Here is a 14,870-nt window from a genome sequence, read left to right on the forward strand (position 1 = left end):
CTACTCCTGGAAGCGATAGCCCATCCCGGCTTCGGTCAGCAGGTGCTTGGGGTGTGACGGGTCGACCTCGAGCTTGCGACGCAGCTGCGCGAGATACACCCGTAGGTAGTGGGTCTCCTTGGCGTAGGCCGGCCCCCACACTTCCTTGAGCAGTTCCTCGCGGCCCACGAGCTTGCCGCGGTTGCGCACCAGCATCTCCAACATGCCCCACTCGGTGGGCGTCAGGTGCACCTCGTTGCCGCTGCGCGTGACCCGCTTGGCCGCCAGATCGACCGTGAAAGAAGACGTCTCGACGACGGGCTCGTCGGTCTCGGACGCTGCCGCCCCACGGCGCACCGCGGCGCGGAGCCGGGCCAGGAACTCGTCCATGCCGAACGGTTTGGTGACGTAGTCGTCGGCGCCCGCGTCGAGGGCCTCGACCTTGTCCATCGAGTCGGTGCGCGCCGACAGCACGATGACGGGCGCGGTGAGCCAGCCGCGCAGCCCGGCCAGTACGTCGATGCCGGACATGTCGGGCAGGCCGAGGTCCAGGATCACCACGTCGGGCTTGTGCTCGGCGGCCGACTTCAGCGCCTCGGCGCCGGTGGCGGCGACAGAGACGTCGTAACCGCGCACCGACAGGTTGATGCGCAGGGCCCGCAGAATCTGTGGTTCGTCGTCGATGACCAGAACCCGTGTCACGCCCGATCCTTTCCGGCGGCTGCCAGGTCAACCACGACGGTCAGCCCGCCGCCGGGGGTGTCGGTGGCAGAAATGGTGCCACCCATCGCTTCGACAAAACCTCGCGCCACCGAAAGGCCAAGTCCCACACCGGTGCTGTTGTCATGATCGCCGAGCCGCTGGAACGGCGCGAACAGTTCCTCCTCGGCGCCGCGCGGAATGCCGGGCCCCTCGTCGACGATGGTGATGAGCACCCGCTCGCCGACCTGTCCGGCATTCACGCGCACCACGCTGCCCGCCGAGTACCGCAGCGCGTTGTCGATGAGGTTGACCAGCACCCGCTCCAGCAGGCCCGCATCGGCGAGCGCGACGGCGTCGCCCACTTCGACCTTGACCCGGTCGAGCCCACGGTTCGCGTAACCGGTTGCTCCACGGCTGATTCCGAGCAGCGCCCGCTGCACGACCTCTTCCATGTACACCCGCCGCAGCTCCGGTTTCACCACCCCGGCGGCCAGTCGCGACGAGTCGAGCAGATTGCCCACCAAGGCGGTCAGCTGGTCGACCGATTCCTCGACGGTGGCCAGCAGTTCGGCGGTGTCCTCGGGTGAGAACCCGACGTCCTCGCTGCGCAGGCTCGACACCGCCGCCTTGGCCGCGGCCAGCGGGGTGCGCAGATCGTGGCTGACGGCGCTCAGCAGGGAGCGGCGCAGCTCGTCGGCCTTGGCCAGCGCTTCGGCGCGGCCGGCTTCCTCGGCCAGGGCGCGCTGGCGCACCAGTCCCGCCGCCTGCCGCGCGACGGCGCCCAGCACCCGGCGGTCGCGGGCCTCGGTCTTGCGGCCCGCCATCAGCAGCCAGTATTCATCGTCGCTGACCTCGATGGCGGTGTCGGCGGAATCGACTGTCACACAGGGGTCTTTGCCGACGCAGGCGACGATGCCGTCCTCTTCGTGCAGCAGGCTGACGGCCCGCTGCGCATACGTCTCGCGGACGCGTTCGAGCAGCGTGGTCAGGTCGGCGCCGCGTAGCACGCTGCCGGCGAACAGGGCCAGCAGCTCGGCTTCCTGCGACGCGTGCCGGGCTTCCCGGGACCGTTTGGCGGCGCCGTCGACCAGCGCGGCGACAGCGACCGCGACGGCCAGCAGCACCACGATGGTCAGGGCGCTGTCGGGGTCGGCGATGGTGAAGCTGTACCGCGGCGCGACGAAGAAGTAGTTGAGCAGCAGGCCCGACAGCACGGCCGACAGGGCGGCCGGGGCGACGCCACCGAGCAGCGCGACAACCAGCACGCCGATGAAGAACACCGCGCTCTCGCCGCCGATGTGCAGGAACGGATCCAGCAGCGCGGTGACGGCGGTGATGACGGCGGGCACAACGATGGCGGCCAGCCACGACGCCAGGTGCCGCTGCCCGCGGGTCGCCGTCGACCACGACCAGCCGGGCTGGGACTGCTCATGGGTGACCATGTGCACGTCGATCTTGCCGGAGTTCTGGACGGTCTTGGCGCCGATGCCCTCGTCGAACAGCCGGGCCCACCGCGACCGCCGTGACGTGCCCAGCACCAGCTGGGTCGCGTTCATCTCGCGCGCGAAATCCAATAGGGCACTGGGGACGTCACCGTCACTGCCGCCGACGACGGTGTGCAGCGTGGCGCCGAGGCTGGCCGTCAGCTCACGCACCTTGCCCATCTGCGGGGCGGAGACGCCCGTGAGGCCGTCGCCGCGGACGACGTGCACCACCATCAGTTCGGCGCTGGATTTAGAGGCGATGCGCGACGCGCGCCGTACCAGGGTCTCGGATTCGGGGCCGCCGGTGACCGCCACGACGACGCGTTCGCGGGCCTCCCAGGTGTCCGAAATATTGTGCTCGGCGCGGTATTTCGCGAGCGCGGCGTCGACCTGGTCGGCCAGCCACAGCAGTGCCAGCTCGCGCAGGGCGGTGAGGTTGCCCTGCCGGAAGTAGTTGGACAGCGCTGCGTCGACGCGTTCAGGTGCGTACACGTTGCCATGGGAGAGCCTGCGGCGCAGGGCTTCCGGCGTGATGTCGACCAGTTCGATCTGGGCGGCGCTGCGCACCACGGAGTCCGGCACCGTCTCCTGTTGCTCGATGCCGGTGATCTGGGCGACGACGTCGTTGAGGCTTTCCAGGTGCTGGACGTTGACGGTGGAGATGACGGTGATGCCGGCGTCGAGCAGCTCTTCGACGTCCTGCCAGCGTTTGGCGTTCTTGCTGCCGGGCGTATTGCTGTGCGCCAGTTCGTCGACCAGCACCACCTCGGGGTGGCGGGCCAGCACGGCGGGGACATCCAGCTCGGCGAACGTCCCGCCGCGGTAGTCGATGAACCGCGGCGGGATCCGTTCGATGCCCTCCATCGCCTCGGCCGTCTTCTTGCGGCCGTGCGTTTCCACCACAGCCGCGACGACGTCGGTGCCACGTTCGAGGCGACGATGCGCCTCGCCGAGCATCGAGAAGGTCTTGCCCACGCCAGGGGCCGCACCCAGGTAGATGCGTAGCTCGCCCCGCTTGTCCGGCGTTCCCATGTCTCCCATCATCCAATACGGGCTGGGTACTTCTGGTCCAACGCGAGATTCAGCTGCAGGACGTTGACCCGCGGCTCACCCATGAAGCCCAGAGCGCGGCCGGCGGTGTTGTCGCGCACCAACGCCCGGACCTGGTCGGCGGAAAGGTGTCGCGCCTTCGCGACCCGGTCCACCTGCAGGTCGGCGTAGTCGGTCGAGATGTCGGGGTCCAGGCCACTGCCGCTGGCGGTGACGGCATCGGCCGGCACCTGCGGATCGGCCGGGGCAGCGCCGCGGATGGCGACGATCTGCCCGGCGGTGTAATCCGCGCCGTCCGTGGCGCATTCGACGCGCACGCTCTCGTACGTCGCCAGGAAGGGCACCTTGGTGGTGGCGCACGGCTGATTGACGCTGACCACCTTGGTGGGGTGGGAGACGTTGCCGGTGGCGTCCCGCGGGCCGATCACCGACAGCACCGCGCCCACGCCGTCGGCGGTGCAGAACGGGCGGGCGCCGGCCGCGTGATCCAGGCCCTCGGCCTCGGCGACGGCGTAGCTGCGGGTGCACACCTGGGTCAGCAGGCTCGGCTTGTTGGGCGCATCGACGATGCTCTCGGGGCCGAGATTGCCCGCGCCGCTGGCCATCGGGTCGTACCCGGTGCCGGCGTTGGACGGCCGGCTCTGGAAATACTGCGGCAGCGCATTGCCTTTGGCATCGGTGAACAGCTGGCCGATCAGGGAGCTGCCGACGACCTTGCCGTTGACCGTGACGAGTGAGCCGTCGGCCTTGTCCTTGAGTCCAGGCAGCTGGGCGATGGCCCAGACGAGGACCGGGTAGGCCAGGCCGGTGATGACGGTCAGGACGAGCAGCGCGCGCAGGGCGGCACTGTGTACGCGAATCAGGTTGCCGATGTTCATGATTAAGACATCCCCGGGATGAACTGGATGAGCAGGTCGATGAGTTTGATGCCGATGAACGGGGCGATGATGCCGCCCAGGCCATAGACGTAAAGGTTGCGGCTCAAGAGCTTTGACGCACTGCTGGGCGTGTACCTCACACCCCGCAGAGACAGCGGGATCAGCGCGATGATGACGAGGGCGTTGAAGATCACCGCCGACAGGATCGCCGACTGCGGGCTGTGCAACCGCATGATGTTCAGCAGATCGAGCCCCGGGAACAGGGCCACGAACATCGCCGGGATGATCGCGAAGTACTTCGCGATGTCGTTGGCGATGGAGAACGTGGTCAAGGCGCCGCGGGTGATGAGCAGCTGCTTGCCGATCTCGACGATCTCGATGAGCTTGGTCGGGTCCGAGTCGAGGTCGACCATGTTTCCGGCCTCTTTGGCCGCCGAGGTGCCGGTGTTCATCGCGACGCCGACGTCAGCCTGGGCCAGCGCGGGGGCGTCGTTGGTGCCGTCGCCGGTCATCGCGACGAGCTTGCCGCCGGCCTGCTCCTTCTTGATCAGCGCCAGCTTGTCCTCGGGCGTGGCCTCGGCCAGGAAGTCGTCGACCCCGGCCTCGTCTGCAATCGCCTTGGCGGTCAACGGGTTATCTCCGGTGATCATGACGGTGCGGATGCCCATCTTGCGCATCTCGTCGAACCGCTCACGCATACCCTGCTTGACGACGTCCTTGAGATGGATGACGCCCAGCACTTCGGCCTTGTCGTCCTGGACGCGACCGACCACCAGCGGGGTGCCGCCGGCCGCGGAGATGCCGTCGACGATGTCGCCCAATTCGATGGGCACGGTGCCGCCCTGACCCCGAATCCACTCCGCGACGGAATTGGCCGCGCCCTTGCGCAGCTTCTGGCCGTCGTGCAGATCGACACCGGACATGCGCGTCAGTGCGGTGAACTCGACCCACGTGGCGTCGGTCAACTCGCCCGGGGTGCGCGCCCGCAAGCCGTGGGTCTCCTTGGCATACACCACGATTGAGCGGCCCTCAGGTGTCTCGTCGGCGAGGCTCGACAGCTGCGCGGCGTCGGCGAGCTGCTCGTCGGTGATACCGGGCACCGGGATGAAGCCCGCGGCCTGCCGGTTGCCGAGCGTGATGGTGCCGGTCTTGTCGAGCAGCAGGGTGTTGACGTCACCGGCGGCTTCCACGGCCCGACCCGACATGGCGAGCACGTTGCGCTGCACGAGCCGGTCCATGCCGGCGATGCCGATCGCCGACAGCAGTGCGCCGATCGTGGTGGGGATCAAACAGACCAGCAGTGAGACCATCACGATGCCGGTGACGCCGAAGCCGTCGAGCGCCTCGGTGTCGGGCACGCCCGGGTTGTTGGCCTTCGAGTAGATGGCCAGCGGCTGCAGCGTCGCGACGGCGAACACGAAGATGATCGTCAGCGCGGCCAGCAGGATGTTGAGTGCGATCTCGTTGGGGGTCTTCTGGCGGTTGGCGCCCTCGACCAGAGCGATCATGCGGTCGACGAAGCTTTCGCCCGGCTTCTGGGTGATCTGCACGACGATGCGGTCGGACAGCACCGTGGTGCCGCCCGTGACAGCTGACCGGTCGCCGCCGGACTCCCGGATGACGGGCGCCGATTCGCCGGTGATCGCCGACTCGTCCACGGAGGCAATGCCTTCCACGACGTCACCGTCACCGGGGATGACCTGACCGGCCTCGACGACGACGATGTCGCCCTGCTGCAGCAGGGGAGCGGCGATCTCCTCTTCGGTACCGGCACCGCCCGGCGCCCACCCGACCAGCTTGCGGGCCATGGTGTCGGACTTGGTTTTTCGCAGGCTGGCGGCCTGGGCCTTGCCGCGTCCCTCGGCGACGGCTTCGGCGAGGTTGGCGAAAACGACTGTCAGCCAGAGCCAGAACACGATCAGCCAGGCGAACCAGCTGGAGTTCAGCACGGCCAGGACCGTCGACCAGACGGCGCCGACCTCGACGATGAACATCACCGGGTTGCGCCACAGGGTGCGGGGGTCCAGCTTGCGCAGGGCGTCCGGCATGGACTTCCACAGCATCTTCGGGTCGAGCAGGCCGCCCTTTACAGCGGTATCGGACATCAGTGGATTCCTTCAGCAAGGGGGCCGAGCGCCAGCGCCGGCAGGAAGGTCAGGGCGACGAGGATCAGCGTCACGCCGGCGACCATGCCGACGAACTGCGGACGGTGCGTCGGCAGCGTGCCGATCGACGGGGGCGTGCTGCCCTGTTTGGCCAGTGAACCGGCGAGAGCGAGCACCAGGATCATCGGCAGGAAGCGGCCGAAGAGCATCGCCAGGCCCAAAGCCGTGTTGTACCAGACGGTATTGACCGACAGACCCGCGAACGCCGAGCCGTTGTTGTTGGCCGCCGAGGTGAAGGCGTACAGCACTTCGGACAGGCCGTGCGGGCCCGAGTTCAGCATCGCCGCGCGCTCACCCGGGAGGGCCATCGCAAATGCGGTGCCGGTCAAGACGATCAGCGGCGTGACGAGGAAATAGCTTGCGGCCAGCTTGATCTCCCGCGGGGTGATCTTCTTGCCCAGGTATTCCGGTGTGCGCCCGACCATCAGGCCGGCCACGAACACCGTGATCACCGCGAGGATCAGCATGCCGTACAGGCCGGAGCCGGTACCGCCCGGCGCGACCTCACCGAGCTGCATGTTGAACATCGTCATCAGGCCGCCGAGGGACGTGTACGAGTCGTGGAACGAGTTCACCGCACCGGTGGAGGTCAGGGTGGTGGCGCTGGCGAACACTGCCGAATTGGCCACGCCGAAGCGCTGTTCCACGCCTTCCATCGATGCGCCGATGGCGGTGGGCACGGTGCCGTGGTGCTGGTTCTGGAACACCAGCATGAGGCTGGTGCTGATGATTGCCAGGACCGCCATGACGGCGACGATCGCGTATCCCTGCTTGCGGCTGTCGACCATGCGGCCGAACGTGCGCGGCAGCGAGAACGAGATCACCAGCAACAGAAAGATCTCCACCCAGTCGGTCCAGGCCGTCGGGTTCTCGAACGGGTGGGCCGAGTTGGAGTTGAAGAAACCGCCACCGTTGGTACCCAGCTCCTTGATCACTTCCTGGCTGGCCACCGGACCACCGGTGAGGGTCTGCTGCGCACCGGCCAGGGTGCTTGCTACCTGGTCGTGCAGGTGGAAGTTCTGGATGGCCCCGCCGGCGATGAGGATCAGCGCGGCAATGACGGCCACCGGCAACAGGATTCGAATGGTGCCGCGCACCAGGTCGACCCAGAAGTTGCCCAGTTCGGTGGCGTGCCGGCGGGCGAACCCGCGCACTAGTGCGACCGCGACGGCCATGCCGACCGCAGCCGACACGAAGTTCTGCACCGACAGACCGGCCATCTGCACCAGGTGGCCCTGGGTGGTCTCACCCGAGTAGGCCTGCCAGTTGGTGTTGGTGACGAAGCTGACGGCGGTGTTCCACGCCAGGTCGGCCGTCATCGGGGTGGCCGGATCGTGCAGGTGCAGCGGCAGTACACCCTGCACCAGCTGGAAGGAGAAGAGGAACAGCAGTGAGACGGCCGAGAACGCGAGCGCGCTACGGGCGTACGCGCCCCAGTTCTGCTCGGCCTCCGGGTCGGCGCCGATCACCTTGTAAATGAGACGTTCTGCACGCGAGTGCTTTTCGGACGTGTACACGCGGAACATGTAGTCGCCCAACGGCACATGGACGGCGGCGAGCGCAACGATCAACGAGAGCAGGAACGCGATTCCCGCGGCGGTGGGGCTCACTAGAACCGCTCCGGAAACAGCAGTGCGGCGACCAGGAACAGTGCGATGACCAGACACAGCACCAGGCCGATGGCGTTGGCGTAGTTCACAGGCGTTCCACCGCCTTCTGGATTACGCCGAGCAGGGCGAAGATCGCCACTGTCAGCACCACGAACACCACTACAGACATGGGTTCTCCCACACGTAAACGGGTCACCGGCCCTCGGCGACCTCGCCAGCATCGACCCGTGGGAGAGGGCTTCCGGCGATCTTGACGCCTTCTTTACGGCCTGCCCGGCTTCCTTTACGGATTTCCGCTTCGAGCGCCGGGGCCAGGATGCGCGCGGCGCGACAAATGCCTGGTCATGTGATGTTTTGCACAGCGCGAGCGGGTGGTGCCAGGGCATTTACGGGCAGCCCGGCCGGTGGGAGTCGAAAGCAGTTGATGTCGCGTGAGCGCACAACCGGCTAACGTGCCATGCGTGTGGGGCCGATCACCCCTCAAACCTCGGGAGGCATGTGGTGTTGGACGTCGTCGGTGGAGTGCAGCAGAAGCTGGGCCGCATAGCGGAATCCGCAACCGCGGTACGCAGGCTGTTCGAGACCGGCTTCCTGGACCTCGCCAACCCCGGGGCCATGATCGAGACCGCGAAGAATGCGCCGATATTCGGCCCGCAGGCGACCATGGCCATTCAGGGTGGACGTAAGTACGCGGGTCTGCCGGCATTGGTGGATGAACGTGGCACGCTGACCTACCGGCAGGTGAACGATCAGTCCTGGGCGCTCGCGCGCGGCCTGCAGAGCCTGGGCGTGACGGAAGGCTCCGTGGTCGGCCTGCTGTGCCGCGACCATCGTGGCCTGATCCTGGCCATGGTGGCGTGCGGCAAGCTCGGGGCCCGGCTGGTGCTGATGAACACCGGCTTCGCCAAGCCGCAGTTCGCCCAGGTCTGTGAGCGCGAGGGCGTCAAGGTGGTCCTGCATGACAGTGAGTTCCTCGGCCTGCTCGACGCGCTGCCGGCGGACATGCCGCGCGTGTTGACCTGGGTGGACGAGGGCCATGACGTGCCCGCGTCGGCGCAGACCCTCGACGCGATCGTCGCGGCCAACTCCACCGAACCGCTGCCCCCGCCGAGCAAGGCGGGTGGCTCCGTCATCCTCACCAGCGGGACGACGGGCCTGCCGAAGGGTGCACCGCGAAGCTCGGTGTCGCCGTTGGCGACGGCACAGATCATCGACCGAATTCCGTTCCCGCGCAAGGGAACCATGGTGATCGTCTCGCCGATCTTCCACAGCACCGGGTGGGCGACCTACACCGTCGGCGCGGCGTTGGGCAACAAGGTGGTGACCGCCCGCCGGTTCAACGCCGAGCGGACCCTGCAGCTCATCGCCGAGCACAAGGCCGACATGCTCGTCGCGGTGCCCACGATGCTGCACCGGATCGTCGAACTGGGGCCCGAGGTCATCGGCAAGTACGACACCTCGTCGCTGAAAACGATCCTGATCGCCGGGTCGGCATTGAGCCCCGAACTGTCCAACCGGGTGCAGGACACCTTCGGCGATGTGCTCCACAACCTGTACGGCTCAACCGAATGCGCCATCGCGAGCGTCGCCACCCCGGCCGAACTGCGGCTCGCCCCGGGTACCGCGGGACGGGCGCCGGTGACGTGTGAGGTGGTGCTGTACGACGAAAACGACAAGCGCATCACCGGCAACAACAAGCGCGGCCGCATCTTCGTCCGTAATGGCGCCCCATTTGCCGGATATACCGATGGCCGGTCAAAGCAGATCATCGACGGTTACATGTCCAGCGGCGACATGGGGCACTTCGATGACCACGGGCTGTTGTTCGTCGACGGCCGTGACGACGACATGATCGTCTCCGGCGGCGAGAACGTGTTCCCGCAGGAAGTCGAGGAACTACTGGCCGAGCGCGACGACATCTTCGACGCGGCCGTCGTCGGGGTCGACGACGTCGAGTGGGGAAAGCGGTTGCGGGCCTTCATCGTTTCAAAACCGGGCGCTGCGCAGGACGCCGATGAGATCAAGGCGTTCGTCAAGAACAACCTGGCTCGGCACAAGGTGCCGCGCGACGTGGTGTTCATCGACGAGCTGCCGCGCAACACCACCGGCAAGCTGCTGCGCCGCGTGCTGATCGAGATGGACGTCTAGGGCGGCAATGCCAACCGAACTCAGTGCCGAGCAGGCTGCTGCCCGGCTGGGGCCTGTCGACACCCTGGGCATCACGCTCGGCCCGGGCCAGCCTCCGGCGCTACTGAGGGCGCTCGGTGCACGCCAGGACTGGTCGAATCTGCGGGTGTTCGGGGCGCTGCTGGCCGTTGGGACCGAACTGTTTTCGCGGCCGGGCGTGCACTACGTCTCCGGCTTCTACGGGCCGATCGAGCGGGCGCTGCGGGACATGGGCGCCGACATCGAGTTCGCCGCTGCGGACTTCCGCCGGTTCGCGCCACTGCTGGAACGGCAGGCACCGCGGGTGATGACGACCGTCGCCACACCACCCGATGCCGACGGCTGGTGCTCGCTGTCGCTGCATGCCGGCGGGACGGTCGGCGAGTTGCGCCGGGCCGGGGCGGATCCGGAGCGCCTCCTCATCGTCGAGGTATCCGACTCCTACCCAAGGACTTTCGGGTACGGCTCGCGGCGGCACGCCCTGCACGTCGACGAGATCGACATCCTCGTGCGCTCGACCGACGGGCCGCTGGCCCTGCCCGGCGGCGATGTGCCGCCGACCGAGGTCGAGCGGTCGATCGCGCGGCACGCAGTCGGCTTCATCGGTTCCGGGGCGACGCTGCAGACCGGAATCGGCGCAATTCCCAACCAGATTGCCACCTTGCTGGCCGAGGGCGACGGCACCGGGTACGGCCTGCACACCGAGATGTTCACCGACGGCTGCATGCACCTGCACCGCGCGGGCAAGATCACCAACACCGGCAAGGGCCAGTACGACGGTGTCAGCGTCACGACTTTCGCGTTCGGGTCGCAGGAGCTCTATTCGTGGCTCGACGACAACCGAGACGTCGCGTTCCTGCCCGTCGACATCGTCAACTCGCCGGAGGTGATCGCCGCGAACACGGACATGATCTCCATCAATGGCGCACTCGCAGTGGACATTCAGGGACAGGTGATCGCCGACACCATCGACGGGGGACAGTTCAGCGGGATCGGCGGCGCCGAGGACTTCGTGGCCGGGGCCGGGCTGGAGCTGTCGGACCGCTCGCTCATCTGTCTGCCGTCGACTTTCGTGAAAGACGGCGAATTGCGGTCGCGGATCGTGCCGTGGTTCGGACCCGGAGCCGTGATCACCACGCCGCGGCAGCAGGTCGACGTCATCGTCACCGAATACGGCGCCGCGGAACTGGAAGGCAGGACCGTCCGGGAGCGCGGTGAGGCACTGGCCGCGATCGCCCACCCGCAGTTCCGTGACGCCCTGCTGGCGGCGGCACTGCGCGCCGCGAAGGGACGTTCGCCGGTCGGCTAGTCCCGGCTCGCGTTCGGCGGTGTGCCCGCGCAGGCACGCGATTCGTGATTCACTGCCGCCATGACGAGCGACCAGCCGTGGTGGATCTCCGCGCCCGTTGCTGAGCTCGCGGCCGCCATCTTGCCGATGTTCGGGCAGTCGTCGTTCGACAGTGAGCGGGCGGCGATGGCGGACGTCGTGTCATGGCTGCGCACCGGCGCCCGCGCTCCCCGTAGCGCGTTCTCCGCGGGCGTCTCCACGCGCGGTGACGTCTTCCAGAATCCCGACCTGCGGGCCGTCGCGGAGGCCATGCAGTTGCTCGAACGCTCGGGTCTGCTGCTTCGGGTCCTGGTCCCGTCGAGCCATTCCAGCTTCGACGTCGGTTTGACGCGCCTCGGGTGGCACGCCGTCCAGACCGGCGCGGTCCGGCAGCATCTCGGTTTGGGAGACCGCTAGCCGAACGTGGACTCGATGGTCACGATTGACGATCTTCTTCACGCTCGGCGGTGGAGCGACCCTTGACAATCATGTGGGACCGGAGGTCCCATATAACTGGTCGGGCAACGGTGCTCGCGTGGGAGGTTGATGTCATGGCAGCTACGAAGATGATCGGCCGGTGGCGCGCCGGTATGGACGTACGTGATGACGTCGACTACTGCGCGAACCTGGAGACGCTGTCGGCCGGTTCGGTGCGCCGAAACTTCAATCCCTATCTGGACGTTTCGTGGGATTCGCCCGAGTTCCGGGTGGCCGAGAACGATCCGCGCTGGGTGCTGGCCAAGAGCGACCCCATCGGTATGAGCGCGTGGTATCAGGCGCAGCCGCTGGACAAGCAGATCGCGATCGGCATGTGGCGCCAGGCCAACGTCGCCAAGGCCGGCCAGCAGTTCGAGAGCATGCTGATCCGCGGGCTCCTCAGCTACACGTTCTGGGTGCCCAACGGCAGCCCCGAGTACCGCTACTGCCTGCATGAAGCGATCGAAGAGGGCAACCACACCCTGATGTTCCAGGAGATGGTGAATCACGTCGGCGTGGACGTCCCGGGCCTGCCGCGCTGGGTCAAATGGATCAACTGGCTCTTCCCGCTGTTCGCGAGCCCGATGCCGGCGTTCTTCTTCATGATGGTGCTCTGCGGCGAGGAGCCCATCGACCACATGCAGAAATCCATTCTGCGCGAAGGCAGTTCGATACACCCGATCATGGAGCGCGTCATGGCGATCCACGTCGCCGAGGAAGCGCGGCACATCTCGTTCGCCCACGAGTTCCTGCGCCGGCGGATCCCGGAGATGCGGCCGTTCAACCGCTTCGTGCTGTCGCTCTTCTATCCGCTGGGCTTCCGGGTCGCGGCCTCGCTCATCGCCAAGCCGCCCCGCGTCTTCTGGCGTGAATTCGACATCCCCAAGTCAGTGAAGAAAGAGATCTTCTGGCGCGCGCCCGAATCCAGGACGATGCTGCGCGAGTTCTACGGCGATGTGCGCATGCTCGCCGAGGACGCCGGCCTGATGAACCCGGTTGCCAAGGTGCTGTGGCGGCTGTTCCGGATCGACGGTCCGTCCTCGCGCTACCGCAGCGAGCCGGTGCGCCAGGCCGTCGTTCCCGTGGCCTGACCAAGGCTGTCGCCGTTCGGCGCTGACTCTGAGAGCGTCGCTGAGCCTATATATCCTCAGCGACGCTCTCAGGCGGACGTTGTGTCGCCAAAATCTTTTTCTCGAGTCGTGTCGAAATCCGCCCCACCCGTTCGACGTGTGTGTGAAGGATTGACACAACGACGAAAGGTCAGGCAATGCGCTACATGGGTTTGGTCATCATGGATCCCAACCAGGGTCCGCCCCCGCAGGCACTGATGGATGCGATGGAAGGCTACGTCGGCAACAACGCGGCCAACGGCATCTATCTCGACGGTGGCGGTCTGGGGCAGGGGGAGAACCGCATCGGCTACCAGGTCCGGTCCGGCCAGCTGAGCACGACCGATGGGCCATTCACCGAGGGCAAGGAGATCATCGGCGGGTACGCCATGCTGGAGTACCGCGACCACGCCGAGGCCGTCGAGGGCGCGCGGTCCTTTACCGAGCTGCATCGGGAGCACTGGCCTGAGTGGGAAGGCCGCATCGAGTTGCACCTGATCGAAGGCCCCGAGGGCACCGGATGTCCCGCCACCGCGCCGGAACCGGGTGCTTGATCTTGCGGTGACCGATACCGGAGGTGCCGGCTTGGCCGGCGCCGAGGCAGTGACCGCCGCCTGGCGCGCCGAATCGGCGCGCCTCGTGGCGGCGCTGGCCCGCATGACCCGCGACATCGAGCTCGCGGAGGACGCCGCGCAGGACGCGCTCGTCGCGGCGCTGGAGGAATGGCCCGCGAGTGGGATTCCCTCCAACCCCGCCGCATGGCTCATGACGGCGGCGAAGCGCCGCGCGATCGACCACATCCGTCGCGCTGAGACGCTGCGCCGCAAGGCCGAGGAGATCGGACACCGCCTGGAGGAGGTCGACATGCCCGATTTCGCAGGGCAGGTCGACTTCATCGAGGACGACGTGCTCCGGCTGATGTTCCTGACGTGTCACCCGAGCCTGGCCCCGGCGTCGCGTGCGGCATTGACGCTGCGGCTGGTGTCGGGGCTCAGTACCGCCGAGATCGCGCGTGCCTTCCTGGTGCCGGAACCGACGATGGCACAACGGATCAGCCGCGCGAAGAAGACCCTCGTCGGTGCGGACATGGAGCTGCCGGTGGGGGCCGAGCGCGTCGCCCGTCTCGATGACGTGCTGGCCGCCATCTACCTCACCTTCAACGAGGGATATGTAGCGACCGCCGGCGCTGACTGGACGCGCCCTGACCTCTGTTTCGAAGCCGTCCGGCTGGCTCGCATGGTGGCCGCCATGGTGCCGGACATCCCGGATTCGCTTGGGCTGCAAGCGCTTGTCGAACTTCAGGCATCGCGGATTCCCGCCCGTGTGGACCGTGACGGTGCGCCCGTGCTGCTGGACGATCAGGACCGGGCCCGGTGGGACCACCTGCTCCGCCGCCGTGGGCTGCAGGTGCTGGCCCGCGCCGAGCAGCTCGCCGAGGCGGGTGCGCCCGTCGGGACCTACTTCTTGCAGGCGGCCATCGCTGCGTGTCATGCGCGCGCGATCCGGGTTGAGGACACCGATTGGCAGCGGATCGCGGACCTGTACGACGTGCTGGCGGTCGCCGCCCCGGGACCCGTGATCGAGGTGAACCGAGCGGTGGCACATGGGCGGGCCTACGGGGCAGCGGCGGGGCTGGCGGTGCTCGATGCGCTCGGGCCTGATCCGCTGCCCCGATCGCCGCTGCCGCACGCGGTGCGCGGAGATCTGTTGGAGCGCTTGGGCCGAACCGCCGAGGCGTCGGCAGCGTTCACGCGCGCCGCCGAACTCAGCACCAATGAGGCGGAACGGTCGCTGCTGCTCCGTCGGGCCGAATAGCTGGGACGTGCACGGCGGTCAGGCCGAACAACTACACGTCAGGGCCGGTGGCGCGAGGCGGCGCGGCCTGCTTGACCGAGAGCGTAATGATTGACCAGCGCGAGACAT

Annotated in this window: 13 protein-coding genes; 6 read left to right on the plus strand and 7 right to left on the minus strand. The window is 67.4% G+C overall.

Annotation, left to right across the window (positions count from 1 at the left end):
- The 7 genes from BR47_RS0128005 to BR47_RS33950 are packed head-to-tail and all read right to left on the minus strand — an operon-like array spanning nucleotide 1 to nucleotide 8,064.
- Entirely contained in the window at nucleotides 1-681 is a 681-nt protein-coding gene (locus BR47_RS0128005) for a response regulator (protein ID WP_020099121.1), read from the minus strand.
- A complete protein-coding gene (locus BR47_RS0128010; protein WP_020099122.1) occupies nucleotides 678-3,206 on the minus strand; it encodes a DUF4118 domain-containing protein in 2,529 nt (842 codons plus the stop codon). The genes BR47_RS0128005 and BR47_RS0128010 overlap by 4 nt, the downstream gene beginning before the upstream one ends.
- Entirely contained in the window at nucleotides 3,206-4,093 is an 888-nt protein-coding gene (locus tag BR47_RS0128015; protein ID WP_029121505.1) for a potassium-transporting ATPase subunit C, read from the minus strand. The genes BR47_RS0128010 and BR47_RS0128015 overlap by 1 nt, the downstream gene beginning before the upstream one ends.
- Before the next feature lie 2 nt (nucleotides 4,094-4,095).
- Nucleotides 4,096-6,198: a potassium-transporting ATPase subunit KdpB gene (kdpB, locus tag BR47_RS0128020; protein ID WP_029121506.1), complete on the minus strand. Its 2,103-nt coding sequence runs from the start codon at nucleotides 6,196-6,198 to the stop codon at nucleotides 4,096-4,098.
- On the minus strand, nucleotides 6,198-7,868 hold the full coding sequence (kdpA, locus tag BR47_RS0128025) for a potassium-transporting ATPase subunit KdpA (protein ID WP_029121507.1): 1,671 nt from the start codon (nucleotides 7,866-7,868) through the stop codon (nucleotides 6,198-6,200). Before kdpA ends, kdpB begins: the two co-directional genes overlap by 1 nt.
- The gene (locus BR47_RS33945) at nucleotides 7,868-7,957 is read right to left on the minus strand and encodes a K+-transporting ATPase subunit F (RefSeq protein WP_020099126.1); all 90 of its coding nucleotides are present in this window, start codon (nucleotides 7,955-7,957) and stop codon (nucleotides 7,868-7,870) included. Before BR47_RS33945 ends, kdpA begins: the two co-directional genes overlap by 1 nt.
- Nucleotides 7,954-8,064, minus strand: a complete 111-nt coding sequence (locus BR47_RS33950; RefSeq protein WP_231506798.1) for a potassium-transporting ATPase — start codon at nucleotides 8,062-8,064, stop codon at nucleotides 7,954-7,956. Before BR47_RS33950 ends, BR47_RS33945 begins: the two co-directional genes overlap by 4 nt.
- A 305-nt stretch (nucleotides 8,065-8,369) precedes the next feature.
- Here BR47_RS33950 and BR47_RS0128040 point away from each other — a divergent pair, with 305 nt between their 5' ends.
- From BR47_RS0128040 to BR47_RS0128065, 6 genes are all read left to right on the plus strand, one after another.
- The gene (locus BR47_RS0128040; protein ID WP_029121508.1) at nucleotides 8,370-10,016 is read left to right on the plus strand and encodes an acyl-CoA synthetase; all 1,647 of its coding nucleotides are present in this window, start codon (nucleotides 8,370-8,372) and stop codon (nucleotides 10,014-10,016) included.
- Nucleotides 10,017-10,023: 7 nt separating this feature from the next.
- Nucleotides 10,024-11,343, plus strand: a complete 1,320-nt coding sequence (locus BR47_RS0128045) for an acetyl-CoA hydrolase/transferase family protein (protein WP_029121509.1) — start codon at nucleotides 10,024-10,026, stop codon at nucleotides 11,341-11,343.
- A gap of 60 nt (nucleotides 11,344-11,403) precedes the next feature.
- Nucleotides 11,404-11,778, plus strand: a complete 375-nt coding sequence (locus tag BR47_RS0128050; RefSeq protein ID WP_029121510.1) for a hypothetical protein — start codon at nucleotides 11,404-11,406, stop codon at nucleotides 11,776-11,778.
- Nucleotides 11,779-11,912: 134 nt separating this feature from the next.
- Complete coding sequence (locus BR47_RS0128055) at nucleotides 11,913-12,929, plus strand: AurF N-oxygenase family protein (protein WP_029121511.1); 1,017 nt, start codon at nucleotides 11,913-11,915, stop codon at nucleotides 12,927-12,929.
- A 176-nt stretch (nucleotides 12,930-13,105) separates the two neighbouring features.
- On the plus strand, nucleotides 13,106-13,501 hold the full coding sequence (locus BR47_RS31710) for a YciI family protein (protein ID WP_036427941.1): 396 nt from the start codon (nucleotides 13,106-13,108) through the stop codon (nucleotides 13,499-13,501).
- A gap of 7 nt (nucleotides 13,502-13,508) precedes the next feature.
- Nucleotides 13,509-14,762, plus strand: coding sequence for an RNA polymerase sigma factor (locus BR47_RS0128065; RefSeq protein WP_286154338.1), 1,254 nt, complete (start codon nucleotides 13,509-13,511; stop codon nucleotides 14,760-14,762).
- Nucleotides 14,763-14,870 lie beyond the last annotated feature (108 nt).

Source organism: Mycobacterium sp. UNC410CL29Cvi84, assembly GCF_000686745.1.
GTDB classification, from domain to species: domain Bacteria; phylum Actinomycetota; class Actinomycetes; order Mycobacteriales; family Mycobacteriaceae; genus Mycobacterium; species Mycobacterium mucogenicum_B.

Excerpts from the sequence above, each read along its gene's own strand:
- BR47_RS0128010 (WP_020099122.1), bottom strand. The coding sequence starts at position 3,206 with ATGGGAGACATGGGAACGCCGGACAAGCGGGGCGAGCTACGCATCTAC.
- BR47_RS0128055 (WP_029121511.1), top strand. The coding sequence starts at position 11,913 with ATGGCAGCTACGAAGATGATCGGCCGGTGGCGCGCCGGTATGGACGTA.
- kdpB (WP_029121506.1), bottom strand. The coding sequence starts at position 6,198 with ATGTCCGATACCGCTGTAAAGGGCGGCCTGCTCGACCCGAAGATGCTG.
- BR47_RS0128050 (WP_029121510.1), top strand. The coding sequence starts at position 11,404 with ATGACGAGCGACCAGCCGTGGTGGATCTCCGCGCCCGTTGCTGAGCTC.
- BR47_RS0128045 (WP_029121509.1), top strand. The coding sequence starts at position 10,024 with ATGCCAACCGAACTCAGTGCCGAGCAGGCTGCTGCCCGGCTGGGGCCT.
- BR47_RS0128015 (WP_029121505.1), bottom strand. The coding sequence starts at position 4,093 with ATGAACATCGGCAACCTGATTCGCGTACACAGTGCCGCCCTGCGCGCG.
- BR47_RS31710 (WP_036427941.1), top strand. The coding sequence starts at position 13,106 with ATGCGCTACATGGGTTTGGTCATCATGGATCCCAACCAGGGTCCGCCC.